The sequence below is a fragment of the Sphingomonas sp. ERG5 genome (genome assembly GCF_000803065.1).
Classification (GTDB): domain Bacteria; phylum Pseudomonadota; class Alphaproteobacteria; order Sphingomonadales; family Sphingomonadaceae; genus Sphingomonas.
Window position 1 is genome coordinate 74,859 of record NZ_JSXI01000059.1, and the last position, 25,799, is coordinate 100,657.

24 protein-coding genes and 1 pseudogene are annotated in these 25,799 nt (G+C 64.0%); 8 read left to right on the forward strand and 17 right to left on the reverse strand.

Annotated features, from left to right (window positions below):
* Positions 1 to 15: 15 nt before the first annotated feature.
* The 13 genes and pseudogenes from OO12_RS18665 to OO12_RS18730 all read right to left on the reverse strand — a co-directional run bounded on the left by OO12_RS18665 (position 16) and on the right by OO12_RS18730 (position 13,352).
* Positions 16 to 969, reverse strand: coding sequence for a GDP-L-fucose synthase family protein (locus OO12_RS18665; protein ID WP_034160231.1), 954 nt, complete (start codon positions 967 to 969; stop codon positions 16 to 18).
* 281 nt (positions 970 to 1,250) lie between these two features.
* Positions 1,251 to 2,351 carry a GDP-mannose 4,6-dehydratase gene (gmd, locus tag OO12_RS18675; protein ID WP_034160233.1) on the reverse strand — a complete coding sequence of 367 codons (1,101 nt, stop codon included), beginning with the start codon at positions 2,349 to 2,351 and terminating at the stop codon, positions 1,251 to 1,253.
* A 169-nt stretch (positions 2,352 to 2,520) separates the two neighbouring features.
* Complete coding sequence (locus tag OO12_RS18680; RefSeq protein ID WP_034160234.1) at positions 2,521 to 3,528, reverse strand: NAD-dependent epimerase/dehydratase family protein; 1,008 nt, start codon at positions 3,526 to 3,528, stop codon at positions 2,521 to 2,523.
* Between the two features lie 56 nt (positions 3,529 to 3,584).
* On the reverse strand, positions 3,585 to 4,895 hold the full coding sequence (wecC, locus tag OO12_RS18685) for a UDP-N-acetyl-D-mannosamine dehydrogenase (RefSeq protein ID WP_034160310.1): 1,311 nt from the start codon (positions 4,893 to 4,895) through the stop codon (positions 3,585 to 3,587).
* Between the two features lie 455 nt (positions 4,896 to 5,350).
* Entirely contained in the window at positions 5,351 to 6,496 is a 1,146-nt protein-coding gene (gene wecB, locus OO12_RS18690) for a non-hydrolyzing UDP-N-acetylglucosamine 2-epimerase (protein WP_052216060.1), read from the reverse strand.
* A 36-nt stretch (positions 6,497 to 6,532) separates the two neighbouring features.
* The gene (locus tag OO12_RS18695) at positions 6,533 to 7,282 is read right to left on the reverse strand and encodes a HesA/MoeB/ThiF family protein (protein ID WP_034160235.1); all 750 of its coding nucleotides are present in this window, start codon (positions 7,280 to 7,282) and stop codon (positions 6,533 to 6,535) included.
* Complete coding sequence (locus tag OO12_RS18700) at positions 7,279 to 7,674, reverse strand: hypothetical protein (RefSeq protein ID WP_152616517.1); 396 nt, start codon at positions 7,672 to 7,674, stop codon at positions 7,279 to 7,281. Before OO12_RS18700 ends, OO12_RS18695 begins: the two co-directional genes overlap by 4 nt.
* Complete coding sequence (gene dut, locus OO12_RS18705; protein ID WP_034160313.1) at positions 7,674 to 8,120, reverse strand: dUTP diphosphatase; 447 nt, start codon at positions 8,118 to 8,120, stop codon at positions 7,674 to 7,676. The genes OO12_RS18700 and dut overlap by 1 nt, the downstream gene beginning before the upstream one ends.
* A 72-nt stretch (positions 8,121 to 8,192) precedes the next feature.
* Positions 8,193 to 9,383 (reverse strand): annotated as a pseudogene (gene coaBC, locus OO12_RS18710) (bifunctional phosphopantothenoylcysteine decarboxylase/phosphopantothenate--cysteine ligase CoaBC).
* A gap of 4 nt (positions 9,384 to 9,387) precedes the next feature.
* Complete coding sequence (locus tag OO12_RS18715) at positions 9,388 to 10,524, reverse strand: hypothetical protein (protein ID WP_034160314.1); 1,137 nt, start codon at positions 10,522 to 10,524, stop codon at positions 9,388 to 9,390.
* A complete protein-coding gene (locus OO12_RS18720) occupies positions 10,524 to 10,931 on the reverse strand; it encodes a hypothetical protein (RefSeq protein ID WP_152616518.1) in 408 nt (135 codons plus the stop codon). Before OO12_RS18720 ends, OO12_RS18715 begins: the two co-directional genes overlap by 1 nt.
* A gap of 17 nt (positions 10,932 to 10,948) precedes the next feature.
* Positions 10,949 to 12,481, reverse strand: a complete 1,533-nt coding sequence (gene ubiB, locus OO12_RS18725) for a 2-polyprenylphenol 6-hydroxylase (protein WP_034160237.1) — start codon at positions 12,479 to 12,481, stop codon at positions 10,949 to 10,951.
* Between the two features lie 139 nt (positions 12,482 to 12,620).
* Positions 12,621 to 13,352, reverse strand: coding sequence for a class I SAM-dependent methyltransferase (locus tag OO12_RS18730; RefSeq protein WP_034160238.1), 732 nt, complete (start codon positions 13,350 to 13,352; stop codon positions 12,621 to 12,623).
* Positions 13,353 to 13,503: 151 nt separating this feature from the next.
* Between OO12_RS18730 and OO12_RS18735 the strand changes: the two genes are divergently transcribed.
* From OO12_RS18735 to dnaA, 4 genes are all read left to right on the forward strand, one after another.
* Positions 13,504 to 13,971 carry a hypothetical protein gene (locus OO12_RS18735; RefSeq protein ID WP_034160239.1) on the forward strand — a complete coding sequence of 156 codons (468 nt, stop codon included), beginning with the start codon at positions 13,504 to 13,506 and terminating at the stop codon, positions 13,969 to 13,971.
* A 201-nt stretch (positions 13,972 to 14,172) separates the two neighbouring features.
* Entirely contained in the window at positions 14,173 to 14,985 is an 813-nt protein-coding gene (gene mutM / locus OO12_RS18740; protein WP_034160240.1) for a bifunctional DNA-formamidopyrimidine glycosylase/DNA-(apurinic or apyrimidinic site) lyase, read from the forward strand.
* A gap of 97 nt (positions 14,986 to 15,082) precedes the next feature.
* The gene (gene rpsT, locus OO12_RS18745) at positions 15,083 to 15,346 is read left to right on the forward strand and encodes a 30S ribosomal protein S20 (protein WP_034160241.1); all 264 of its coding nucleotides are present in this window, start codon (positions 15,083 to 15,085) and stop codon (positions 15,344 to 15,346) included.
* 481 nt (positions 15,347 to 15,827) lie between these two features.
* Positions 15,828 to 17,207, forward strand: coding sequence for a chromosomal replication initiator protein DnaA (dnaA, locus tag OO12_RS18750; RefSeq protein ID WP_034160242.1), 1,380 nt, complete (start codon positions 15,828 to 15,830; stop codon positions 17,205 to 17,207).
* Between the two features lie 516 nt (positions 17,208 to 17,723).
* Here dnaA and trpS read toward each other — a convergent pair.
* Genes trpS through secB form a run of 3 tightly spaced genes read right to left on the reverse strand, consistent with a single transcriptional unit; the run spans position 17,724 to position 20,850 of the window.
* The gene (trpS, locus tag OO12_RS18755) at positions 17,724 to 18,728 is read right to left on the reverse strand and encodes a tryptophan--tRNA ligase (RefSeq protein ID WP_034160243.1); all 1,005 of its coding nucleotides are present in this window, start codon (positions 18,726 to 18,728) and stop codon (positions 17,724 to 17,726) included.
* Between the two features lie 16 nt (positions 18,729 to 18,744).
* On the reverse strand, positions 18,745 to 20,313 hold the full coding sequence (gene murJ, locus OO12_RS18760) for a murein biosynthesis integral membrane protein MurJ (RefSeq protein ID WP_034160244.1): 1,569 nt from the start codon (positions 20,311 to 20,313) through the stop codon (positions 18,745 to 18,747).
* A gap of 24 nt (positions 20,314 to 20,337) precedes the next feature.
* Positions 20,338 to 20,850 carry a protein-export chaperone SecB gene (gene secB / locus OO12_RS18765; RefSeq protein WP_034160245.1) on the reverse strand — a complete coding sequence of 171 codons (513 nt, stop codon included), beginning with the start codon at positions 20,848 to 20,850 and terminating at the stop codon, positions 20,338 to 20,340.
* Positions 20,851 to 21,053: 203 nt separating this feature from the next.
* Between secB and OO12_RS18770 the strand changes: the two genes are divergently transcribed.
* The 4 genes from OO12_RS18770 (at position 21,054) to OO12_RS18785 (ending at position 25,330) form a co-directional block, all read left to right on the forward strand.
* The gene (locus tag OO12_RS18770) at positions 21,054 to 21,698 is read left to right on the forward strand and encodes a Tim44/TimA family putative adaptor protein (RefSeq protein WP_034160246.1); all 645 of its coding nucleotides are present in this window, start codon (positions 21,054 to 21,056) and stop codon (positions 21,696 to 21,698) included.
* Positions 21,699 to 21,722: 24 nt separating this feature from the next.
* Positions 21,723 to 22,958, forward strand: coding sequence for a murein transglycosylase A (gene mltA, locus OO12_RS18775; RefSeq protein WP_152616519.1), 1,236 nt, complete (start codon positions 21,723 to 21,725; stop codon positions 22,956 to 22,958).
* 1 nt (position 22,959) lies between these two features.
* The gene (locus OO12_RS18780) at positions 22,960 to 23,583 is read left to right on the forward strand and encodes a Smr/MutS family protein (protein ID WP_034160247.1); all 624 of its coding nucleotides are present in this window, start codon (positions 22,960 to 22,962) and stop codon (positions 23,581 to 23,583) included.
* A gap of 70 nt (positions 23,584 to 23,653) precedes the next feature.
* Positions 23,654 to 25,330 carry a putative bifunctional diguanylate cyclase/phosphodiesterase gene (locus OO12_RS18785; RefSeq protein ID WP_034160248.1) on the forward strand — a complete coding sequence of 559 codons (1,677 nt, stop codon included), beginning with the start codon at positions 23,654 to 23,656 and terminating at the stop codon, positions 25,328 to 25,330.
* Here OO12_RS18785 and OO12_RS18790 read toward each other — a convergent pair.
* Positions 25,327 to 25,788, reverse strand: coding sequence for a GNAT family N-acetyltransferase (locus OO12_RS18790; RefSeq protein WP_034160249.1), 462 nt, complete (start codon positions 25,786 to 25,788; stop codon positions 25,327 to 25,329). The genes OO12_RS18785 and OO12_RS18790 overlap by 4 nt on opposite strands.
* Positions 25,789 to 25,799: the final 11 nt, after the last annotated feature.

The following is a 25,799-nucleotide window of genomic DNA, read 5'->3' on the forward strand; positions in this document are numbered from 1 at the left end:
CTGGAATGGTTTGGCTCAGGCCGCGCGTTGCGATCTGATATTGGCTCCATTTTCAAGGAACCAGCTGTAAACTTCTGAAATGCCATCATTCAATGGCACTGAAGGCGTCCAGCCCAGGCCATTGAGTTTGGCGGTGTCAACCAATTTGCGTGGCGTGCCGTCGGGGCGGGTCGCATCGAATGCGATCTTGCCCTGGAAACCCACCGCCTGGGCGACGAGATGCGCCAGATCGGCGATGCTGACTTCGTCGCCGGTGCCGATATTGACGAATTCATCGTCGGAATAGGTCCGGGCGAGGAACACCAGCGCGTCGGCGAGGTCGTCGACATGGAGGAATTCACGCAGCGGCGTGCCGCTGCCCCAGACCGGCAGCGTGTCCGCACCGGCCAGCTTCGCTTCATGCGCCTTGCGCATCAGCGCCGGTAGGACATGGCTCGATTCGAGGTCGAAATTGTCGAATGGGCCATAGAGATTGGTCGGCTGGGCGGAGATGAAGTCGCAGCCATATTGGCGGCGATAGGCCTCGCACAGCTTGAGACCGGCGATCTTGGCGATCGCATACCATTGGTTGGTCGGCTCGAGCGGCCCGGTCAGCAATGCGTCCTCGGCCATCGGTTGTGGCGCCATCTTGGGGAAGATGCAGGACGATCCGAGAAAGACAAGCTTGGCGACGCCGGTGCGGCGCGCGCCCTCGATGACGTTGGTCTCGATCATCAGATTGTCGTAGAGAAACTCGCCCGGGCGATCGTTATTGGCCGCGATGCCGCCGACCTTGGCGGCAGCGAGAAAGATCAGATCGACGGGATTCGCGGCCATCCAGGCGAAAGTCGCGACCTGATCACGCAGGTCGATGCGAACATCGGGCGAGATAATGGTGCAACGCTCGTTTGCCAGTCGCCGGGTGATCGCGCGACCGACCATGCCGTTTTCGCCCGCCACCCAGATTTTCTTGTCCGTCAGATCAAACATCGGATGAGCCGGCCTTTTTGCGGTAAGTGATGACCATTGACTTGGCGGGGGTGCGCTCGACACCCAGGAAAGGCGCGCCGAGCTTCGCAGTGGCCGATTCCGAATCGCATGCCAATTCGAACAACCGGCTGCGGGCCAATCGCTGCTCCGCGGACTTCAGCGCCAAAGGTCGCGGGCAGGAGGACGTGTGGACACCCTCGCTATTCGTATATCCGTAATCGACGATCGACGATGTCTGGGTCATGCCGGTTGCTCGAGGTCCCGATGATGTGCCGGCTCGATCAGCTCTTGATCGCATAGAGCGTGGTGGGGCGTTCCTCGTCGGGGCGGCGCGTCTCGGCTTCGCGGGCAATGACTTTCAAATCCTCGCGCACCATCTCGGCGCACAACTCGTCGAGCGTTGTGGTTGCTTCCCAGCCGAGCAGGCGTTTGGCCTTGGCCGGGTTGCCGATCAGCAAATCGACTTCGGTCGGGCGGAAATAACGCGGGTCGACCTTGACCAGGGTCTTGCCAGTTTTGCGGCAAGCGCCGACCTCGTCGACGCCAGTGCCGCTCCAGTCGATCTGCCTGTCGACCTCGGCAAACGCCTTTTCGACGAACGAGCGCACGGTCTGGGTCACGCCGGTGGCGAGGACGAAATCATCGCCCTTTTCATGCTGGACGATGCGCCACATGCCTTCGACATAATCGCGCGCATGACCCCAGTCGCGCTTGGCGTCGAGGTTGCCGAGCCACAATATGTCCTGCAGGCCGAGATGGTTGGCGGCGACCGCGCGGGTGATCTTGCGCGTGACGAAGGTTTCGCCGCGCAACGGGCTTTCATGGTTGAACAGAATGCCGTTCGATGCGTGAATGCCATAGGCTTCGCGGTAGTTCACCGTGATCCAGTAAGCGTACATCTTGGCGGCGGCATAAGGCGAACGCGGGTAGAAAGGCGTCGTTTCCGACTGCGGCACTTCCTGTACGAGGCCGTAAAGTTCCGATGTCGATGCCTGGTAGATGCGGGTCTTGTCGACCAGTCCGAGGAGGCGGATCGCCTCGAGCAGGCGCAAGGTGCCGATGCCATCGGCATTGGCGGTATATTCCGGCGTCTCGAAGCTGACCGCCACATGGCTCATCGCCGCGAGATTGTAGATTTCGTCGGGCTGAACCTCCTGCACGATGCGGGTTAGATTCATCGAGTCCGTCATGTCACCATAATGGAGGTGCAGCCGTGCGCCCGCCTCATGCGGGTCCTGATAAATATGGTCGATACGCCCGGTGTTGAACGATGAGGACCGGCGCTTGATGCCGTGAACTTCGTAACCCTTCGCGAGAAGGAGCTCGGACAGATAGGCTCCGTCCTGTCCGGTCACACCGGTAATCAACGCGGTCTTCGTCATGAAATAGCGCTCCAAGCGTTATTCTGCGGCCCGTATCGGGGCGGCTTAGCAAGCGCCGTTGCCATAGCATCCTGCGCTTTCACGTCTAGTGCCGCAGTTGCGAAGAGAAAGTGGCCTTGTTGAGCGCCCGTTTTCCTAAATGCCCAGCTTTTGGGCATTTTCGCGTGAATCAGACGCGTTTATACGAGCGATACCAGTCGACGAACTGCGGTACACCGGTCTCGATCGAGGTTGTGGGAGCATAGCCGAGGTCACGCTGGATCGCGTCGATATCGGCAAAGGTGTCCTTCATATCGCCCGGCTGCATCGGCATCGGCACGCGGATCGCGGGTGTGCCGCACGCCGCCTCGACCAGTTCGATCAGCCGATCGAGCTGTTCCGATTTATGGTTGCCGATATTGTAGAGCCGGTGCGGCGAGATGCTGCCGCCGGCCTTGACCGCGCCGTCATCGGCGGGTGGATTGTCCAGGCAGGCGATGATTCCCGCCACGATGTCATCGATATAGGTGAAGTCGCGCCGCATATCGCCGCCATTGAAGACGTTGATCGGGCGGCCCTCGAGGATCGCGCTCGTGAACAGCCACATCGCCATGTCCGGCCGTCCCCACGGGCCATAGACCGTGAAGAAACGCAGGCCGGTCAACGGTATGCGATAGAGATGCGCATAGGTGTCGCTCATCAGTTCGTCGGCGCGCTTGGTTGCCGCATAGAGTGAGAGCGGCCGGTCGGCGCGGTCGTCGACCTTGAAGGGCAGCGTGGCGTCGCCGCCATAGATCGATGAGGATGAGGCATAGACCATATGCCGGATGCCGCGATGCCGCGCGAGCTCGAGCATGTTGAGATGCCCGGCGATGTTCGAATGAATATAAGCGCGGGGATTGTCGATCGAATAGCGCACCCCGGCCTGTGCACCGAGATGGACGATGCGGTCGAACGCGTGCGTCGACAGGGCGGCATCGAGCGCTGCGTCATTGGCGAAATCGAGCTCGAGAAAATCGAAATCGCGGTTGGTGCCGCGCCCGATTTCGGCGAGGCGGGCATGTTTCAGCCGCACGTCGTAATAATCGTTGAGATTGTCGATACCGATCACGCGTTCGCCGCGCGCGAGCAGCTGCTGCGTGACATGCATGCCGATAAAACCGGCGGCACCGGTAACGAGGATCGCGGACTTGCTCATATCCTGCGTCCTACGCGCAAGCCGTTGAGAGATCGATACCGTTTGTCCGTTGCGGTTCAGCCGGCGAGGCGAAGGGGTTCGGTACGCGGTTTGGGCTGCGGCTGGTCGGGCCAGATGCCGCGCGTGTCATAGACGATCTTGTCCGCCCGTTCGTCGAGCGGGACCGATTTGAAAATGTCGTGATCGACCAGCACGATCATGATCCCGCAGCGTTCGATCGCGGCGTCGATGTCGGTCAGCGTCGCGCCCGTTCCGTCGAATGCGTCAGGCAAGGCATTGGCATAGGGTTCGACGACATGCACGCGGTCGCCGAAGCGGCGCGCCAGTTCGCTCGCGACCTTCAGCGCGGGGCTTTCGCGGAAATCGTCGATATTGGCCTTGAAGGCGAGGCCGAGGCACGCGACCGGCGTGCCGGGATTGGCTTCGATCATCGCCGCGGCGCGATCGATCGCATAATCGACCTTGGCGTCGTTCACTTCGCGTGCGGTGCGGATCAGCGGCGTGTTGGCGCGGTCGGCATGGACCAGAAACCAGGGATCGACCGCGATGCAATGCCCGCCGACGCCGGGACCGGGCGACAGGATGTTGACGCGGGGGTGGCGGTTGGCGAGGCGGATCACCTCCCACACATCCACCTCCATCGTGTCGGCGACGCGGCTCAGTTCGTTGGCAAAGGCGATGTTGACGTCGCGGAACGCATTCTCGGTCAGCTTGGTCATTTCCGCTGCACGGCTTGTCGTGGTGACGCATGCCCCGCGCACGAAGCGGCGATAGAAAGCGAGTGCCTTGCGCGCGCAGCGCGGCGTGATGCCGCCGATGACGCGGTCATTGTCGATCAGCTCGACCAGGATGCGGCCGGGCAACACGCGCTCGGGGCAATAGGCGATCGCGATGTCCGGCCCCTCGCTGGTGGCGCCGCCAGGCTTGCCGGGAACCTTGAGATCGGGCCGAAGCTGCGCGAGCAGGTCGCGCACCTTTTCCGTCGTGCCGACTGGCGAGGTCGATTCCAGGATCACGACATCGCCGGGCTTCAGCACCGTCGCGACATTGGTCGCTGCTTGCAGGACATAGCCGATGTTCGGCGCATGATCCTCGGCAAAGGGTGTCGGCACGGCGATGACGAACACATCGGCCGGCTCGATCTGAGTCGAGGCGCGCAGCGAACCGCGCGCGACCACGCCGGAGACCAGGCCGTCAAGATCGACTTCCTCGATATGCACCTTGCCCGAATTGACCGTGTCGACGATCGATTGAGTCACGTCGACGCCAAGCACTTGCGCACCGGTCCGTGCGATCACCGCCGCGGTGGGTAGCCCGATATAGCCGAGGCCGACCACGACGACCTTCAATTGAGTATCCGAAATCATCGAGCGTCCCTGCGTGTCCCTCGCACAGGGTTTGGGCCAGGATGATAAATAATTCGCAAAGAACGCCGTCACGCCCGGTCAAACGCACCATGCTTCCGGCGGTTCTGTCGGAGCCGATGCCGCTTTCGTCATCGCCGGGTTCCTGACCGGTTCAATCTCGATTGCGGGTGCCGCGAAGGAAGTTTATTGGATTAAGTTATTGATATATAATAGATTATATTGCCATCTCACCCAGGTAGGCGTGAAAAGGATATGTTACATATGGGTGTAACATATCTCCCGTCGTTCGTTCCCCACGTCATGGCTTCCGGCGATTCAACCATCATGCGGGGGCGGGCATGCCGATCCCGTGCCGGGCTGGTGCCGGCTCGCTCTTTCATAGTGTCCGAAACAGGATTGCCGCCGGACTATGAGCCCAAGGCCCGGCGCTCGACCGAACCGCCATGCCAGGATGCCTAGCGGCGGATGCTCAGGCTTTCGGCAACGACGCGCGCGATGCGTTCGCTGGCATGGCCATCGCCGAACGGATTGTGCGCGCGGGCCATGGCCGAATAGGCGTCCGCGTCGTCCAGCAGCGCCGATACTTCGGACACGATACGGTCGGCATCGGTGCCGATCAGCTTTGCCGTGCCCGCGACGACGCCTTCGGGCCGCTCGGTCGTTTCGCGCATGACCAGCACTGGCTTGCCCAGCGCGGGCGCCTCTTCCTGCACGCCACCAGAATCGGTCAGGGCGATCTCGCACAGGCCGAGTGCGCGGACGAAGTGCGGATAATCCAGCGGATCGATCCGCGCGACATTGGCGCGGGTGCCGAGCAACTCGTCCATCACTGACACGACATTGGGGTTGGGATGAACCGGGAAGAGAATCGCGGTGTCGTCACGATCGGCGATGCGGCCGATCGCGCGGGCGATATTGGCCATGCCGTCGCCGAAATTCTCGCGCCGATGCGTGGTGACGAGGATGATGCGCTTGCCCGCAAAGCGTGCGGCGATCCCGTCCAGCCCCGACGCCAGCGACGGATCGACCGCCAGCCTGGCCTGGGTTGCGTAAAGCGCGTCGATCACGGTGTTGCCGGTGACATGGATGCCGGCCGGATCGATATTCTCGCGCCGCAGCGCGTCAGCCGAGGTCTCGGTCGGGGCGAAATGCTGGTCGGCGATCGGCGCGACGATGCGGCGATTCACTTCCTCCGGCCAGGGCTGGTAGATATTGCCCGACCGCAATCCCGCCTCGACATGGCTGACCGGTATCTTGCGGTAATAGGCGGTGAGCGCCCCCACCATGGCCGTCGCGGTATCGCCCTGCACGATCACGCGGTCGGGCTTTTCGGCCTCCATCACCTCGCCAAGGCTGGTCAGCAGACGGGCGGTGAGGCGGTCGAGCGACTGGCCCGGTTCCATGATGTCGAGATCGATATCGGGCGTGATGCCGGCGATCGACAAGACCTGATCGAGCAGTCCGCGATGCTGCGCGGTGACGCAGGTGCGGACGTCGAGCCCCGGCACGGCATTGAGTGCGGCGACGACGGGAAACAGCTTGATCGCTTCCGGACGGGTGCCGAAGACAAGCAGGACTTTGCGGAGTGCGGGCGTGGTCATATCCGCCCGCATAAGTCCGATAGCCTTAAAGGGGCGCTAACCGCATGTCGGGCAACCCGGATCCTTGGGCAAGGTGATCGTGCGGAACCGGAACGCGAGCGCGTCGGCCAGCAGCAATTGTCCCGCGCTGTCGTCGCCAAAGCCGGTGATCGCGCGCAGGACTTCCAGCGCCGCCATGCTGCCCATGACGCCGGTCATCGCGCCCAGCACGCCTTGTTCGGCGCAACTCACATCGTCGCGGGCAGGGTCGCCACCGACAAAACAGCGATAACAGGGCTTGTCCGCTTCCCAGCCGCGGAACACGCCAAGCTGCCCTTCGAACTGATCGACCGCCGCCGAGACCAGCGGGAGTCGTGCGGCGAACGCCGCATCGGCCACCACGAGCCGAGTCGCGAAATTGTCGCAGCCGTCGAGCACGACATCCGCGCCGGCGAGCAAATGCGCGGCGTTGGCGCGGTCGATGCGTACGGCATGCGTCTCGACGCGCACATTCGGGTTGAGCCGCGACACCGCGATCGCCACGGCGGCGACCTTGGGCTGGCCGATGTCGTCGGTGCCGAACAGCGTCTGGCGCTGCAGATTGGACAGGTCGACCACGTCGTGGTCGATCACGATCAGCCGGCCGATTCCGGCGGCGGCGAGATACTGGATCGCCGGCGATCCGATCCCGCCCGCGCCGATCACCGCGACGCTGGCCTGGCGAAGCTTGCCCTGGCCGCTGCCGCCGACTTCCTTCAGGACGATATGACGGGCGTAACGGTCGAGTTCCGCGTCGGAAAAGCTCATTTGCCCCAGGTGTAGGTCATGCTGGTGCGATACCAGGTGTCCGTTGCCGGCGACGCCTTGATATTGTCGCGCGACATTTTGAGGATCAGCCCCGCGCTATATTGTTCGACCGTCGGGCAATCGATCGCCTGCGGTACGATGCGCTTCACGCTGCCGCCGGGCACGACCAGCACGGCGAGCGAAATATCGATCTGACTGAGGCCATCGACGCGTTTGGGGGGCACGCAATGCCCGGCCTTGACCTCGTCCTCGACAAAGGCGCTCAGGCCGGCGGCATAATCGGGCTGGTTGACGAAGGGCAGGGGCGCGAGCGCCGACCAGTCCCGCGGCGGCCCGACGTCGGGCGCGACTGTAGTCGCCTGCACCGCAAGCGCCATGATCAGCGAAACCATCATCGTCCTGTCGACCCAAACCCTCCGGTACCGCGCACAGTATCGTCCAGGCTGTCGACTTCGTCCAGTCGCGCGCGCTGGACCGGGGCCGGGACGAGTTGAGCAATCCGGTCGCCCCGCGCGATGAAGAACGGTTCGTCACCAAGATTGGCAAGGATCACCTTCACTTCGCCACGATAGTCGCTGTCGATCGTGCCGGGCGTGTTGAGGCAGGTGACGCCGTGCTTGAGCGCAAGGCCCGAGCGTGGACGGACCTGCACTTCATACCCCGCCGGGATGGCGATGGCGAAGCCGCTGGCGACCGCCGCCCGCCCACCCGGGGCCAGGGTCAAGTCCTCGGCGGATACCACATCCATGCCGGCCGCCCCGTCGGTGGCATAAGCGGGCAAGGGAAGGTCAGCGCCATGCGGGAGGCGCTTCAAGGCGATGGTGATCGGAATCGTCATGAACGCCTCCATAGCGATTGGCCGGGGCTTGTCGAAGGGGTGTTCTGCTCCTGCCGGGCAGCTTCTAGCGGATCAGGCGGGCTTCGCCGTCAACGCCTGCGCAATGCGATCCGCCAACCGGGCGGCGACCTCCTCCTTGGGCAGCTTCTCCCAGCTTTCGACGCCGGCAGCGGTGACGATATGCACCGTATTCGCCAGGCCGCCCATCACGTCGCCCGATACGTCATTGGCGACGATCCAGTCGGCGCCCTTGCGCAAGCGCTTGGCGGTGGCATGGTCGATGACCTTTTCGGTTTCGGCGGCGAAGCCGATGAGCAAGCCGGGGCGCAGCGGGTTCCTCGCCAGTCCCGCCAGGATGTCGGGATTCTCGACCAGTTGCAGCGTCGGCGGGGCGCCATGCTTCTTGATCTTCTGCCCCGCGCTCTCCACGCGCCAGTCGGCGACGGCCGCGACCATTACTGCCGCATCGACGGGCAAAACATGCTCGACCGCCCCGGCCATCTGCAACGCGGTCTCGACATTGATGCGGTCGACATTCGCGGGCGTATCAAGGGTCACCGGGCCGGCGATCAGGGTGACGCGGGCGCCAAGTTTCGCCAGCGCGTCGGCGATCGCGAACCCCTGCCGCCCCGAGGAACGATTGGCGAGATAGCGGACCGGGTCGATCGGCTCATGCGTCGGCCCGGCAGTGACCAGGATATGTTTGCCCCTGAGCATCCGGCTGTGCATTCAGGCGGAGAAATGCTGCTGGATCGCCGCGAGGATCGCCTCGGGTTCGGGCAGGCGGCCGGGGCCATATTCGCCGCACGCCATCGGGCCTTCATCGGGTTCCAGCACCGTCACGCCATCGCCGCGCAGCGTCGCCACATTGCGACGGGTTGCGGCATGGCCCCACATGCGCACGTTCATCGCCGGGGCGGCGAGGACCGGCTTGTCGGTCGCGAGCAACAGGGTGGTGGCGAGATCATCGGCGATGCCGGCCGCCATCTTCGCCATCAGGTCGGCGGTGGCGGGCGCGATGACCACCAGATCGGCCTCGCGGCTGAGCTGGATATGGCCCATCTCGGCTTCGTCCTTCAGGTCCCACAAGGTGGTATAGACCTGATTTTCCGACAGAGCGGCGAGTGTCATCGGCGTGACGAAATGCTGCCCGCCCGCGGTCAGGACGCATTTCACCTCGATCCCGGCCTTGCGGCACAGCCGGATCAGTTCGCATGCCTTGTACGCCGCGATACCGCCGCCGACGATCAGCAGGATTTTCATCGGGTCAGCCTCCCACATCCTTATGGCGCGTCAGCCGGGTCACGGTGATCTTGCGCCGGTCGATCGCCGCGGTGACGAGATCGCGCAGGCCATCGGGCACAAAGGCGAGGCCGACCAGGATCGTGGGTGCGATCATCAGCCCCCAATAGAAGGTATCGACTCGCCCGAACAGGCCAAGCAACGCCGCATAGAGCGAGAAGATGGCCAGCGCGCGCAGCGCCAGCGCATCGTTCCACGCTGCCCAGCCGAACAGGGTCAGGCCGATAAGCAGGGCGGCGATCCAGCCGGGCGCGAGGTTGAGCGCGGTCGACAGCGTCATGGTCTTTACGAAGAAGCCGAAACCCAGCATCCCCGCCCATCCCGGCGATGTGGGGTCGAGCGGCCGGACGACCTGTCCGACGGCATGGGCGTGAAGCGCGACGACCACGGCAAGGACCGCCACCGGCACGCACCAGCCCAGCGCTTCGCGGCGATGCCCTTCGGCAAAGGCGAGGATCGCCATGACGGCGACATAAAGCGCGGCGGTTTCGCGGATCAGCATTGCGATCAGCGCGAATGCGGCGGCCTCGATCCAACGATCGGGCCGGCGCAGCGCCAGCGACAGCGCAATCAGCAGGCCGGCCCATACTTCATGGAAATTGACCAGTTCGGACTGGACGAACACCACCATGCCGGCGGCAAGCAGGACCAGTGCGATGGCCAAAGGCGGCGGGCGGGCAAATGCCGGGCGCAGCCGGATGAACCAGGCGAGCATCACACTGGCGGCAAGGATGTAGAGCAGCAGGATGGTCACGGCGTTCGGCAGTGCCGCCTGCACCATCGCCAGCGTCGGCAGGCGGAAGGTGAAGAAGGGCTTGAGCGGATAATTGCCCGACCGGAGCGCGTCGGCGGTGACGGTATAATAATTGCCGCCGGCCCGAACGCCCGAGACGATCGATTCATAAAGGACGACATCGGCCTGATCGTCGGCGCGCTGAGCGGGGTCGTGGCTGACCGGCGGCGGCCCGGGCGAGGCAAGGGCGGTCAGCGTGGCGGCGAGCAGCAGCGCGAGCAGTGCAAGGCCAACCCGTGCAAGGGTCGGCTTGGTTCCAGCAAAGCGGCTGGGCGCTGTAAGCCAGAGCGGGGCAAGGGCGCGCGCCATCAACTCCGCCCCCACAGGGTTTTCGCGACGTTGGTGAGAGCCCAACTGCCATCGTTGCGTTGCACAAAGAGGAAATGACGAAGCTTGGACTCATTTCCCCGCGGCATGCTGGTTAAAGCGAACCCGCAATTTGCGCCGTCATCTATTTCATCAAAAGCTACGTCGAAGGTCTTTGGGCAAGTCGCGACCGATTTGGGCCGATGAGTGCAACTGATGTTGCGCAGCTTTAACGTGCCAATGAAGCGCCGGATTGGCCCTTTATCATCATAGCGTGAGAATTCGACAGCAGGGATGGCCTTAAGCGCCAGCGTATAGGGTGTGATGCCAAAGCCGAAGGGTCTCCAGACCATCGTGCATGCATTGACCTGGGCGGGCCAGGCCATTGCACTCAACGCGGCAAAGGCCACGCTCAGCCGTAAGGCTGTCACGCGAACCACAGCGTCACCGCAACTGCGACCGCAGCGCTCAACGCCGCCACAACGCCGTAGCGCCAGCCGCCACCCATCCTCACCACTTCGATTTCGCGCAGCGGCGGTGTCGGCGGCGCGCCACCCGGCGATGGGTAGTGCCGCTCGATATTGCGGATCAGGTCGGGCAGTCGTGCCAATGTCCGCAAGTCGGTGATGATGCGGTCGGCGACCGCCGCTTCGGGACCAAGCTCGGTGCGGATCCATTCGCGCACGAACGGCGCCGCCGATTCCCACAAATTGATATCAGGGTCGAGGCTGGTCGCGACACCTTCGACCATCACCATGGTCTTTTGCAGCAGCAGCAGATGCGGCTGGGTCTGCATGTCGAAATCGCGCGTGATGTTGAACAGGCCGTCGAGCATCATGCCGATCGACATGTCCTTGACCGCCAGCCCCCGCATCGGCTCGCCGACCGCGCGCAGGGCGGTCGCGAACTCGGCGACATTATGGTGCGCGGGGACATAGCCCGCCTCGAAATGGATTTCGGCCACGCGCTTGTAATTGCCGGTGATCAGGCCGTAGAGAATCTCCGCCAGCCAGACCCGGGCGCGCCGGTCGATCCGGCCCATGATGCCGAAATCGATCGCCGCGATCTTGCCGTCGGGCAGCGCGAACAGATTTCCCTGATGCATGTCGGCATGGAAGAAGCCTTCGGCGATCGCCTGACGCAGAAAGGCATGCACCAGCGTGTCGGCAAGCTTTTTGCGGTCATGGCCGGCCGCGATCAGTGCATCGCGATTGGACAGCTTGATGCCGTCGACCCAGGCGAGCGTCAGCACCTTGGTCGTGGTGCGCTGCCAATCGATTGCCGGGATGAAGAAATCCGGCTCGGCGGTCATCGCCTCGGCAAGTTCCGACGCTGAGGCCGCTTCGCGCCGCAGATCGAGTTCGCGCAGCGTCCAGCGCTTGAACGTCTCGATCACCAGGCGCGGGCGCAGCCGTGACAATTCACCGCCCATCGCCTCGATTTGCGCCGCCGCCCATTGATAGGTGTCGATCGCGCGGGCGAACTCCTCCTCGACCCCGGGGCGCAGCACCTTGACCGCGACCTGGCGGCCATCGGTGGTGACCGCGCGATGGACTTGGGCGATCGAGGCGGCGCCGACCGGTACCGGGTCGATCGACTGGAACAATTCGTCCGGGTTGCGGCCGAAGGCGCGCGTCATCGCGGCGTGAATCGTCTCGTACGGGACCGGCGGCAGCGCGTCTTGCAAGCGCAACAGGTCATGGGCCGCGACATCGCCGACGATATCGGGACGGGTTGCCAACGTCTGGCCGAGCTTGATCGCGGCGGGACCGATCGCCTGCAGCGCGTCGGCATAGGCCGGAACCTGTGGCACGCGCGCGCCGAAACGGGCGATCCGCGCCAGGCGGCGTACCGGCGGGGGCGTGTTGGGGTCGCGTTCGATCCCGCGCAGCGCGCCATGGCGTGCCAGGATGCGGCCCCATTTGAAGAGGCGCCAGAGATGGACTGCGGTGGCGGTCATCGCGCTGCCTGGCCCCCAAATGCCGTTGGTGCTGAGCTTGTCGAAGCACAGCTTGCCTCGCGCTCGCGTGCAGCAGAGCAGGGCGGCCCTGCGACAAGCTCAGGGCGTGAGGCGGATGGTGAGTCTCGCAAGTTCGCGCTCAAATCTTCCAGCCGCTATGGATCGCGACCAGCCCGCCGAGCATCGGTTCGACCCTGGTCTGTACGAAGCCGGCGTCGGCGATCATGCCCTTGAATGTCTCCATGTCGGGGAAACGGCGGATCGATTCAATAAGATAGCGATAGCTATCTTCATCCTGGGCAAGCAGCTTGCCGACCTTCGGCACGATCTTGTGCGAATACGCGTCATATATTTCGCCGAACCCAGGCCACAAGGTGGTCGAGAATTCCAGGCAATAGAAACGCCCCCCACGCCGCAGCACGCGGTTCGCTTCGCGCAGCGCCTTGGGAATATCGGTCACGTTGCGGATGCCGAAGGCGATCGTATAGGCATCGAAGAAGCGGTCGGGAAAAGTCAGCGTCTCGGCATTGGCTTCAGTCCAGACCAGCCCGTCAATGCCGCGCTTGGCGGCGCGTTCCATGCCGACTTCAAGCATCGCCGGATTGATATCGGCAACCGTTACCGCCGCGCCGCCGGTCGCGAGGCGAAAGGCGATGTCGCCGGTGCCGCCTGCCATGTCGAGAATCTGCTCGTCCTCGCGCGGCTTTACCCGGCGGACGAAGCGATCCTTCCACAATCGGTGCATGCCGCCCGACATCGCGTCATTCATCAAATCATATTTGGAGGCGACGCTGGTGAACACGCCGCCGACGCGGGCGGTCTTTTCGGATGCGGCAATGTCTTCATAGCCGAAGGAGACGGTGTCGGTCATGAGCGCCGCTCTAGGGTCCAAACCCAACCACCGCAACGGTCGAGACGGGGCGGCTTTTAGGCGCGCGGCTGATCGCCGCAGGTTCATAACCGCCTCTGGCCAAAAGACGCGTGTCGTAATAGCCTTGGCGGGCACGGAGCGGGGCGGACCAATGACAGCGGCGATTGTGTTCTTGATGATTTGGGTAGCGCTGATTGTTGCCGGGGACACGCCGATCGGTCGTTTTCTACATCGCGTGACGGTTGAGATGCCTGCCGCTGCCGCGAGCCGCCTTAGCCGTGCCAATGTCGCGATAGGGATCGTCGTCCTGCTTCTAGCCGTTCTGCACGCGAGCGCGGGAGACGCTGATCCGGTCCGCTTTGTCAGCCTGTTTGCTCCGGACTTGGCGATATGGCTCACCAGCTTTGAAATCAGCGCTGTAATAGAGGCGGCAGTTGGGCTTGCGACAGCATGGGCCGCCATGCGGCGACGGGTAAATATCTCAAGCGTTCTTGCGACCCTTCACGTTGCAAAACATCCCAGGAGCAAGCCCGGTCGGGCCCGATCCAGCCGGCGTCGCAATCGCGCTTCCCCCGCTAATGATGATGAGGATGGGGCGGGGCTCGCGCTGGCGAGCTGAGCCCGCTGCCTGGCGGTAGCGATGCCGTTACCGTCCGGACCGAAGCTAGCGCTTGTGACGGGGGCAAACGCAACCTAGCTCCATACCACCAATCATCCCGTTCGGGCTGAGCCTGTCGAAGCCCGCGTGCCTCCGATCTCGGGACTCGTGTGGCCCGCGCCCTTCGGCAGGCTCAGCCCGAATGGTCTAAAGTGACCTGCGATGCCTGAGCTGCCAGAAGTTGAAACCACCGTACAGGGCCTGCGCCCAGTCCTTGAGGGCCAGCGTCTTGCCAGCGTCGAGACCCGGCGCGGCGACCTGCGTCACGCCTTCCCGGTCGATTTGCGCCAGCGGATGACGGGTGCGGTCGTGACGGGTCTCGGCCGTCGCGCGAAATACGGTCTGATCGACACCGATCGCGGCGACACGATGATCTTCCATCTCGGCATGTCGGGACGCTGGCGAGTCGATCCGGGCGAATTGCTGGCGCACGACCATCTGCTGATCGATACCGAGGTGGGGCGGCGACTCGCGCTCAACGATGCGCGACGATTCGGTTTCGTCGATCTGGTTCGAACCGACGCGCTCGACCTTTATCCTGCTTTTGCAGCGATGGGGCCGGAGCCGCTCGGCCCGGGCCTCACCGCCGATCACCTGCTGACGGCACTCACCGGGCGCAAGGCGTCGATCAAGTTGATGCTGCTTGACCAGCGCATCGTGGCGGGACTCGGCAATATCTATGTCTGCGAAGCGCTGTTCCTCGCACGAATCTCGCCCCGGACCGCCGCCGGGCGCATCTCGCTGCCGCGACTCGAGCGGCTGGTCGAGGCGATTCGCGCGGTGCTGCTTGCCGCGATCGAGGCCGGTGGATCGAGTCTGCGCGATTATGTCCGGCCCGATGGCGAACTCGGCTATTTCTCCAAACAATTCGCGGTCTATGGCCGTGAGGGCGAGCTGTGCGCGTGCGGCGGTACGGTCCAGCGCTATAGCGAAGGCGGGCGTTCGACCTTTTGGTGTCCGAAATGCCAGCGCTGACGGTTGACCAACGAGGCCGTCTTGCGTAAGGACCGCGCTTTCCGGGGCCGTGGGCTTTGCCGCCTGCGCCCTTTTCTATTTTAGATCAGAGGGCTTCATGGCGAACACGCCACAGGCGAAAAAGCGTATCCGTCGCAACGATCGTCGCGCGGAAGTGAACGGCAACCGGGTTGGCCGCATCCGTACCTTCATCAAGAAGGTCGAATCGGCGATTGCGGCGGGCGACAAGGACACGGCGACCACCGCACTCGCGGCGGCACAGCCGGAAATGGCGCGTGGCGTTGCCAAGGGCGTGTTCCACAAGAACACCGCCTCGCGGAAGTTCGCGCGCCTGACCAAGGCGGTCACCGCACTCGGCTAAGCCTTTATGGCTTCGCGATAAACGCCCGCCGGAACCAGTTCCGGCGGGCTTTTTGTCGTCCCCATGATGGTTTTTCATGGGCATTTAAGGCCCTGAAACGTGCTGCGCCGCACCCGGAAAATCGACCACCGGAACATATATAGAAAAGGCAGGATTCACCGCGATTCGCGCGGGGCCGATTCGGACAGCCTTTCAGTTAATCTCGTAAATACAGTCGCTTGTAAGATTTCTGACGGGAATCCGTGGCTGAAGCCGAGTCAACCTGATTATTTCAATTTTCTGACAGGCTGAGGCCTTGATCGACTCGCTGCGATCTTCATAATCAGTCCTTCGCCGCGACGCTGTCAGTCGTGCGCGCCAATGCGAAAGCTTTGCCGAAAGCGGACCTCGATTCCGCCTGCGCAATGCTTTTGCCGATCGAAATCTAGCGATGCGGGGGCCAGAATCCAGCATCGCGCGGAGGGGGTAGTGTGTGACGGGGATGGATAACGGGTCGGCCAATCGGCCCGGACATCAGAATGACAGTGCGAAGGCATGGGCAACCGTGCGTGGTCATTTGCGCGAATCGGCGGGGGTGCGCCTGTTCGACCAGTGGCTGAAACCGATCGAACTGATTGAGAGCGACGAGAGCGATACGATTCGCCTCGCGCTGCCGTCCGCCTTCATGACCAATTGGGTCCGCAATCATTATGCCGACCGTCTGATCGCCGAATTCCGCGCGATTCTGCCCGATGTGCGCAAGGTGTCGATCGAGACACGCGCCGCTACCCTGGCGCCTGCGGTCCTGACAGTCGAGACATCGATCGCGCCCGTCGCCCGGCCTGTCGTGCCGTCGGCGCGTCCTGCGCTCGATTCGCGCTTCACCTTCGACCGTTTCGTGGTCGATGCATCGAACATGGTCGCGTTCAATGCCGCCCGGGCGCTGGCCGAGCCTGGCAAGCCGCGCTTCAGCCCGCTGTTTCTTCATGGCGGTACGGGGCAGGGCAAGACCCATCTGATGCACGCGATCGGCCATGCCTTTCTCGCTGCATGTCCCGAGGCTTCGGTCATCCTGATGTCGGCCGAGCGCTTCATGTTCGAATTCGTCTCGGCGATGCGCGCCAAGGATACCCACGCATTCAAGACGCGGCTGCGTGCCGCCGACATGCTGATGATCGACGATTTGCAGTTCATCGCCGGCAAGGACGCCACGCAGGAAGAATTCTTCCACACCATCAATGAAGTGATGGGTGCCGGGCATCGGCTGGTGATCAGCGCGGATCGCTGCCCGCAAGGACTTGATGGGGTCGAAGCGCGGATCACCTCGCGGCTGTCGGTCGGCCTGGTCGCCGACATCAAGACGCCTGATCTGGCGCTGCGCCGCGCGGTATTGGACCGCAAGCTCGCTGATCTCCCTGATGCCAGCGTGCCGGTCGAGGTACTCGATCTGCTCGCGTCGCGGATCACCGCGAACATCCGCGACCTCGAAGGCTCGCTCAACCGGCTGATCGCTTATGCGCAGCTCACCGGCGAAGCGATTGACCTCGATTTCGCGGTCGCGACACTTGGCGACGTGCTGCGTGGCGCTGAGCGCCGTGTGACGATCGACGAGATCCAGAAGGCGGTATCGGCGCATTTCGAACTGAAGCCGGTCGACCTGGTTTCGGCCCGCCGCGCCGTCGTCGTCGCGCGTCCGCGCCAGATCGCCATGTATCTGGCCAAGCGCCTCACCACACGCTCGCTGCCCGAGATCGGCCGCAAGTTCGGTGGCCGCGACCATTCGACCGTGATCCATGCGGTGCGCCGGATCGAATCGCTGCGCGACACCGATCGCGAGATCGACGGCGCGGTGCGAATGCTGCTGCGGGAGCTGGAGGGCTAGGGGCCGGGCGCGGAAGGTCGTTCGGTCAGAAGAATACCGTCTGCGCTTCGTCGCGCCAGACGTGCCGCGGTTTCTCGATTCACATCATTTTCCGTCGTCGTCATGACTGGACTCCAGCGCCTCTGCCGCGCGTCACGGAGGTAAGTCCATTGACCGACCATTTGAATCGAGCGGCCCCCGGTATCGAGCCGACCATGACTCCCTTCCCGACCCATTCCCGATTTTCCCGCAAGCGCGGCGCAAAATTCCCGTGTGGCTCCAACAGAATTCCCGCAGAAATTCCCGCAGATTCCCGCAGCACGCTCGAAAAGGCATTGTCCCGCAGCAATTCCCGACGCTGCGGGAATTCAGGGTGATCAAAGCGGTGCGCGGACAGGCCGGGGACCCGGAGGGAAACGATTCCGCCGATTCAACCCCGCCGGCCGAAGCGTTAGCACCATCGGAGACGGCCTCATCAAGCGCCGCTCCGCTCTTTCACATGACGAATACGACACTCACGTCCCGGCCGGGAGTAGCTCAGACGTTCAGCCCAACCGCACGCTGCGCTTCGGCCAGGGTCGGCGCGGCGAGCGCGGTTGCGCGGGCAGCGCCCTTGGTGAGCGCTTCGGCCACCGCGCCGCGATCGTCGAGCAGCCGCGTCAGCCGGTCGCGGATCGGCCCAAGCGTCGCCACCGCCAGATCGGCAAGTGCCGGCTTGAACGCGCCGAAACCCTTGCCGGCGAACTCGGTCATCACGGCATCCGGCGCTTCGCTCGACAGCGCCGCATAGATCGTCACCAGATTCTTCGCCTCGGGCCGCTCGGCCAGGCCGGCGAAGCTGTCGGGCAGCAGGTCGCCGTCCGACTTGGCCTTTTTCAGCTTCTGCACGATCGTATCGTCGCTATCGATCAGGTTGATGCGCGAACCATCCGACGGGTCGGACTTGGACATCTTCGCCGATCCGTCGCGCAACGACATGATACGCGGCGCGGCCGCCGAGATCAGCGGGTCGGGCAGGGGAAACAGCTCGACGCCGAAATCCTGGTTGAACTTGGCCGCGATATCGCGCGCGAGTTCGAGATGCTGCTTCTGGTCGTCGCCGACCGGCACATGCGTCGCCTTATAGAGCAGCACATCCGCCGCCTGCAGCACTGGATAGGTGTAGAGACCGACGCTCGCGCCCTCGCGGTTCTTGCCCGCCTTGTCCTTCCACTGCGTCATGCGGTTCAACCAGCCGGTGCGCGCGGTGCCGCCCAGGATCCAGGCGAGCTCGCTATGCTCGCGCACCCGCGCCTGGTTGAACAGGATCGCACGGTCGGGATCGATGCCGGCGGCGAGCAAAGTCGCGGCCATCTCGATCGTGTTCGAGTTGAGTTCCTTCGGATCGATCGCCCCGGTCAGCGCGTGGAGGTCCGCCAGGAAGAACAGGCTGTCTTCGCCCGGCCCCATCGCATCCTGCATCGCCACCCATTGCTTGATCGCGCCGAGATAGTTGCCGAGATGGAGATTGCCAGTGGGCTGGATGCCGGAGACGACGCGCATTGGGACTACTTTCAGATCAAACAGGAGTACGACGCAGCAAGGCGCGCAGATCGGCGAGGCGATAGGCGCGCAATAGGAAGCAGGCGACCGCGTAGACCAGCCCGCCGGTGCCGACCAGTATGAACATGGCCACCCAGCGCGTCAGGCTCGCGCCCGTGGTGTAGGGCGTGAACAGATCGTCGAGGAAATACATCGCCACGCCCATGATCAGCGCCGCGCCAAGCAGCCGGACCGCGCGGTGGCGCAGCCGCAGGTCGGCGATGAAATGCCCGCGCTTCTTCAGTGTCAGATAGAGCAGCACGACATTGACGCAGCTCGCCAGCGCGGTGGCGAGAGGGGGGCCGAGATGCTTGAGCGGCACGATGAAGGCGAGGTTGAGGATCAGGTTGATGGCGATCGAGATGGTCGCAAAGCGCACCGGCGTCTTGGTGTCGGAGCGGGCATAGAAGCCGGGGGTCAGCACCTTGACCAGGATATAGGCGGGCAGGCCGACCGAGAAAGCGGCGAGTGCGCCGGCGGTGGCCAGCGTGTCGGCGCTGGTAAATTTGCCGTGCTGGAACAACGCCGAAATGATCGGCACGCCGCACACGATCAGTGCGACCGTTGCGGGCAGGGTGAAGAACAGCGCCAGCTCCATGCCGCGATTCTGCGTTTCCATCGCCTCGGTCTCGAGACCCTTGCCGAGCTGGCGCGAGATGGTCGGCAGCAACACGGTGCCGAGCCCGATGCCGATCAGACCAAGCGGCAGCTGATTCAGCCGGTCGGCATAATAGATGTACGAGACTGACCCTTCCGGCAGCAGGCTGGCGGCGAGCGCCGTCGAGATGACGAGGTTGATCTGCACCGCGCCCGCCCCGGCGGCGGCGGGCCAGATCAGCGACAGCAGCTTCTTCACATCTGGGTTGAGGCGCGGCAGCCTCAGGCGCAGCTTCACCCCGCTCGAACGGCACGCCAGCACCAGCCAGAGCAATTGCAGCGCGCCCGAGACGGTGACCGCGATCGCCTGATTGCGCGCGGTGCCGAGCGGATCGTTCGCATGGAAGAACAGCAAAGCCGCGATCAGCGTCGCGTTGAGCAGGATCGGTGCCGCGGCATTGACCCAGAATTTGTGCAGCGAATTGAGGATGCCGCCAAGCAGCGAGACGAGGCTGATCAGCAGCAGATAGGGAAAGGTGATCCGCGACAATTCGACCGCGAACTCGAATTCGGCCGGCGAAACGCCGTTGAAGCCGCCCGACAGGGCCCAGGTGACGGGGTAGGCGGCGAGCTCCATCACGATCGTCATGACGATCAGGATCGGGAGCAGCACCGACAGTGCGTCCTCGGCAAAGGACACGCCCTTGACCAGGCTGCCCTCCTCATCCTCCGCCATCTTGCGGTTGAACATCGGGATGAACGCGGCGGAAAACGCGCCCTCGGCGAAGAGGGCGCGGAACATGTTGGGCAGGCGGAAGGCGATCAGGAATGCATCCGACGCAAAGCTCGCGCCGATGAAGCGCGCGAACAGCGAGTCGCGGACCAGCCCGAGCACCCGGCTGGCCAGCGTCAGCCCGCCGACCGATCCGAGTGCACGGGTAAGGTTCATGTCAGTCGTTCCCGTGCCGGCCGATCAGGCCGTGCCGGTTTCCCCGGTGGTGACCGCGGGCTGGCCCTCGGCGAGCGCCTGCTGCTGGTACAGCGCGGCGAAGTCGATCGGCTCGAGCAGCAGCGGCGGGAAGCCACCGTCGCGGATCGCGTCGGCGAGCACGCGGCGCGCGAAGGGGAAGATCAGGCGCGGCGCTTCGCCGAGCAGGAAGGGCTGGATATGCTCGGCCGGCACGTTGCGGATGCCGAAGAGGCCGGCATAAGCCAGCTCGGCAATGAACGCGACCTGGCCATCGGCTTCGGCGCGGACGTCGATGCGCAGCACGACTTCATGCACATCGTCGCCGACCTGGCCCGATCCGATGTTGAACTGGACGTCGATCTGCGGCTGGGCCGGGTTCTGATAGACGGCCGGCGCGTTCGGATTCTCGAACGACAGGTCTTTCACATATTGTGAAATAAGGCCGATCGCGGGCGCGGTGTCCTCACCATTGGCATAAGGCTCGCCGCCGTTCGCACCCTTGTCCTGTTCGTCCATCGAAACTCGATCCTCTTGTATCCGTAAAGAATTTGGCCTCCGCGTCCGATACCCTATCGCCGCGTGCCAGTCGGGCGCGACTAGCAGGGGGCGACGGGTTGTTCAACGGGGGCGATATGTGCTTATCGCTGCCGCACGCGCATCATTTGAAACATTCGCGCGTTGCGCCTATGTAGATCATTAGCCGAATATCGGAGACTTGGGTGTTTTACGTTGTTCTTCTCGCGATGGTGGCCGGTTTTCTGGCGCTGCGCCTGTACATGGTTCTGGGCAAACGGACGGGCCATGAGCAGCCTTTGCCCAAGCCGGCCGAGGACCGTGCGCCGATCACCACACTGCCGCGCCCGATCGAGGCTGCGCCCGAACCCCGTGAGCTGGTCAATCGCAATATCGACCCCAAGGCCGAAGCCGGCCTGCGCGCGATCGTTCATGCGGAGCCGAGCTTCGATGTCGGCCAGTTCGTCGAAGGTGCGCAGAGCGCCTATCGCATGATCCTGGAGGCCTATTGGAAGGGCGACGAGGAATCGCTCGACTGGCTGGTCGAGGATGACGTGAAGCAGGCCTTTGTTGACGCGATCACAGCGCGCAGTGAGGCGGGGCATGTGCTCGACAATCGGCTCGTATCGATCGAGCGTGCGATCATCGCCGATGCTGCGCTTGATGGCCGCAATGCCCGAATCACGGTGCGCTTCGATGCCGATATCGCCGCGGTGACGCGCGATGCCGAGGGCAATCTCGTCGCCGGATCGATGAGTGACGCGGTTGAGACGCATGATGTGTGGACCTTCGCCCGGACGCTGAAGAGCAGCGATCCGAACTGGAAGCTCGCCGACACCGACGAAGCCTGACGTTTTTTGACCGGAGGAATGGGTATGCGCCGCTGGGGGGTGGTCGCGCTGGCACTGATGCTGGGCGCGTGCGGCGGTGGCGTGGTACCGCACCCGTCCAATCCGTCATCCTATGAGCCGCCGGTGCGCAAGCCGGTCGCGGCCAGGCCGATCGCGCCGACTGTTGTGGTGCCGCCGACCGGCGCGGCGACTGCCGCCGCCGCCGGCGTGGTGGCAGGTCCGCCAGTCTATTCGCTGCCGATCACCGATGCGCAGGCGACGCGCGCGCTCGCCGCATTTCGCCTGAGTTGCCCCTCGCTGGTCAGGCGCGCCGACACGTCCGGCCTGACGCGCGGTACCGATTGGCAGCCGGCATGCAGTGCGGCCGCCGCAGCGCGTGGTGGCGACGCGCGGGCATTTTTCGCGCAATGGTTCGAAAGCGTTCAGGTTGGCGACGGCCGCGCGTTTGCGACCGGCTATTACGAACCGGAGATCGCCGGGTCGCGCGACCGGCGCGGCGGTTATGAAGTACCCATCTATGGCCGGCCCAGCGACTTGATCGAAGCGGATCTCGGGCAGTTCAGCGATGACCTGAAGGGCAAGAAGATCCGTGGACGGATCGATCGCAATGCCCTGGTGCCCTATTTCGACCGCAAGCAGATCGAGGAAGGTGCGCTGACTGGCCGTGCGCCGATCATCGCCTGGGCCGCCGACCCGGTGGAAATCTTCTTCCTGCAGATCCAGGGGTCGGGGCGCCTGAAACTGCCTGACGGTTCGATCATGCGGATCGGCTATGATACCCAGAATGGGCGTACCTATACCGGCATCGGCGCGCTGATGAAGGAACGCGGCCTGCTCAAGCCCGGCCAGACATCGATGCAGGGCATCGTCGCGTGGCTGCATGACAATCCCGTGCAAGGCCGGGACATCATGCGCGAGAACAAGAGCTTCGTGTTCTTCCGCGAACAGAATGGTCCGCCGCTCGGCGCACTTGGCCTGGCGGTGACCGGGCAAGTCAGTGCGGCGGCTGATCCCAAGTTCATCCCGCTGGGCGCCCCCGTGTTCCTCTCGGCCGACCGTACCGACGCGACTGGTCTGTGGGTGGCGCAGGACACCGGAGGCGCGATCCGGGGCGCCAATCGGATCGACACTTTCTGGGGCGCGGGCAGCAATGCGCGCGCGACCGCAGGCGGCATGAGTGCGCGGGGCTCCGCTTTCCTGTTGCTGCCGATTGGCACGCTCGACCGCCTTTCGGCGGAGAAGGCAGCGACGGTCCGTTGAGGTGGTGGATCGGCCTCTAACCCCCGACGAGGCCGCGCTGTGGGCGCGAGTGCTCGAAACCGTCCGGCCGATGCGCGTGGTGAAGCCGAAACCTGCTCTCGCCGTTGCGGGAGCAGGTGCTGAGAAGGGCCCCAAGCCCAGAACCGCGCCGCCACCACCAGCCAAGCTGCCGAAGATCCGGAAAACCCTTCCGCTCCCGCAACCGCAAATGCCGCCTGCCAAGCCTCTTCCCCGGAAGGAAGTGAACAAGGAGCATGCCACGCTCGATGGCAGTTGGGACCGTCAGCTGTCGCGCGGGGTGATTTCGCCCGATCGCACGATCGATCTGCACGGCCATAATCTGTCCACCGCCTATGCCACGCTCGATACCGCGCTCGACCGGGCGATCCGCGATGGTGCCCGGGTAATCCTGCTCGTCACCGGCAAGCCACCGCGTCCCGAAAGCGAGCGGCCCCATGCGCGCGGTGCGATCCGGGCGGCGATCGGCGACTGGCTGGCGGGGTCGCGGCATTCGTCGTCGATCGCTGCCGTACGCGGTGCGCATCCGCGCCATGGCGGCACCGGCGCGCTCTATATCGTCCTGCGAAAAGCGGCGCCGGGGCCGGGTACCACCAGAAAAAATTAACCTCTCGCGTCCAATGTTCGTTTTTGGACCGGAATGGCCGGATTGATACGGCAGGGGACCCGTAATCGCGATGGAGGGCGTATCGCTGAAGAGTCGCGCCATCGCGTTTGCGATGTGCGCCGGCGCGGTCGCGTTCATTCTCGCGCTCGTCGCGACATCCAATGGCACGATCGATATCGGCAATGTCGCACGCGCGCTGATCCCGGCGATAGTCTGCGCGGTAATGTGCTGGGCATCGGCGGAGCGGGCGATATCGGCCACGGCATCAGCAATCGATTCCGCCATCGCGCGGCTGACGCGCGCGGCTCATGGCGATCTCGATGGCGAAATCCCTGCGGAAATCGCTGAAAATGTCCCACAATTGGCCAGTGCGATGCGCGGCCTGTTTCAGCAGTTGAGTTGCAATCTGGAAAGTGTCCATCGTCTGGCGATGTTCGACCCGGTAACCGCGCTGCCCAATCGCACCAATTTCCGCCGCACCTGCGAGCGGATGCTCGCCGACATGCCGCAGGAGGTTCATGCCGCGCTGTTCTTCATCGATCTCGACCGGTTCAAGGTGGTCAATGACACGATGGGCCATGCGATGGGCGATATGCTGCTTGGCATGGTCGCCAACCGCCTGCGCGCTGTCGCCGATCGGGTGGTGAGCGAGACCGGAGCGACCCAGCCGCTGATCGGCCGGCTGGCAGGCGATGAATTCACCATGTTCTTTCGCGACTTGCGCGATCCCGCCGACGCCGCGCGGATCGGTCGTGGCATCCTGTTTGCCCTGGCCGAACCATTCGACCTTTCGGGCACCGATGTCGAGATCGGCGCATCGATTGGTATCGCGATGCGGCCCGAGCATGGCGTCAACCTGACCGACCTGATGCGTGCCGCCGATGCGGCCATGTACCACGCCAAGGCCAATGGCCGTGGCCGGGTGGAATATTTCAGTGCTGCGCTGGCCGAGGAAATCGCCGACCGCGCGCAGCTTGAAAGCGACTTGCGCGAGGCGATCGACCAGAACCAGTTCACTTTGGTCTTCCAGCCGCAGATCAGCTTGCCGGGGGGCCGGATCGTCGCCGCCGAAGCCTTGATCCGCTGGCGCCATCCCCGCGACGGATTGAGGTTGCCGGGCACCTTCATCAAGCGTGCCGAGGAAACCGGGCTGATCGTGGAGATCGGCGAATGGGTCATCGCGACGGTTGCCGATACGATCGCGCGCTGGGGCAAGATGGGTATCGAGCAGCGCCTGGCGATCAACATCTCGCCGCGCCAGCTTGACCACGCCGCGTTCTTCCGTCGGCTGCGCGCGGCGATGAAGGCAGCGAACGCGCCGGCACATCTGCTCGAACTCGAGATCACCGAGACGCTGGCGATGCATTGCAGCGGCGACGTGGTCGAGGCGATCGCGCAATTGCGTGCCGATGGCGCAACCATCTCGATCGACGATTTCGGCACCGGCTATTCCAATCTCGCGCGGTTGCGCGATTTACCGGTCGACCGGGTCAAGCTCGACCGCAGCCTGATCGAGCAGATTGCCGACAGCAATGAGGCGCGCACGATTGCCCATGCCGTGATCGGCCTGATCCATGGGCTTGGTTGCGAAGCGGTGGGCGAGGGGATCGAGACCCAGGCACAGGCCGATGTGCTGCGCGTGATCGGCTGCGACGTGATCCAGGGCTATGCCATTGCGCTGCCGATGGACGAAGAAGCGTTCATCGCCTGGTCGCGCACCGACGAGCGGCGCGCGCTGGCGGGTTAGTCGACCAGTTTCCGGTACACGATGAAGCCGCTATTCTCGCCGACCTGATCGTACAGCCGGCGGGCCACCGCATTGTCGTTGTGCGTCTGCCAATAGACCCGCGCGGCGCCGGCGAGCCGGGCGCGATCATGGACCGCCGCGATCAATGCGCCACCGACGCCCTTGCCGCGCGCCGCCTCGGTCGTGAACAGGTCCTGCAGATAGCAGGTGTCGGCGATCGACGTGGTGCTGCGGTGGAAGAGATAATGCGTCAGGCCGAGCAACTGTCCGTCGGATTCTGCGACCAGCGCATGGACCGGCTCTTCGGCGTCGAAGAAGCGTTCCCAGGTCGCCTGGGTAATCTCGGCCGCGAGCGCCGTTGGTCCTGACCGGCCATAAAAGGCGTTATAGCCGTCCCAGAGTGGTAGCCAGGCAGCGAAATCGTCCCGTGTCACCGGGCGTATGCGGACATCGGTCATCTCGATCCTTC